Here is a 311-nt window from a genome sequence, read left to right on the forward strand (position 1 = left end):
TGGGGGATTAGCTCAGCTGGGAGAGCACCTGCTTTGCAAGCAGGGGGTCGTCGGTTCGATCCCGTCATCCTCCACCAACTCTCTGTTCACTGCATTTATGTAAGGCACAAGCTTTAGATAAGTGTAGTTCTCGTTCTTTAACAATCTGGAAGAAGTAAAGTTTTCTTTAAGCGTGTAGCTAACGAAAGTTAGGTGCACACTTAGGGTAGAAAATCTGTATGTATCAACAAACAAAGTAAGCTGAACTCTTGTTGTTATGACGTTCCCTGATACTCATGCAGGGGCCAACGTTATAGGGACAAGTGAATAAG

At 44.1% G+C, this 311-nt stretch carries 1 tRNA gene; it reads left to right on the forward strand.

From position 1 onward, the window contains the following. Position 1: 1 nt before the first annotated feature. Positions 2–77, forward strand: a tRNA-Ala gene (locus ACEN88_RS35040). Positions 78–311: the final 234 nt, after the last annotated feature.

This window comes from Massilia sp. CT11-108, assembly GCF_047302915.1.
Taxonomy (GTDB): Bacteria; Pseudomonadota; Gammaproteobacteria; order Burkholderiales; family Burkholderiaceae_D; genus Telluria; species Telluria orientalis.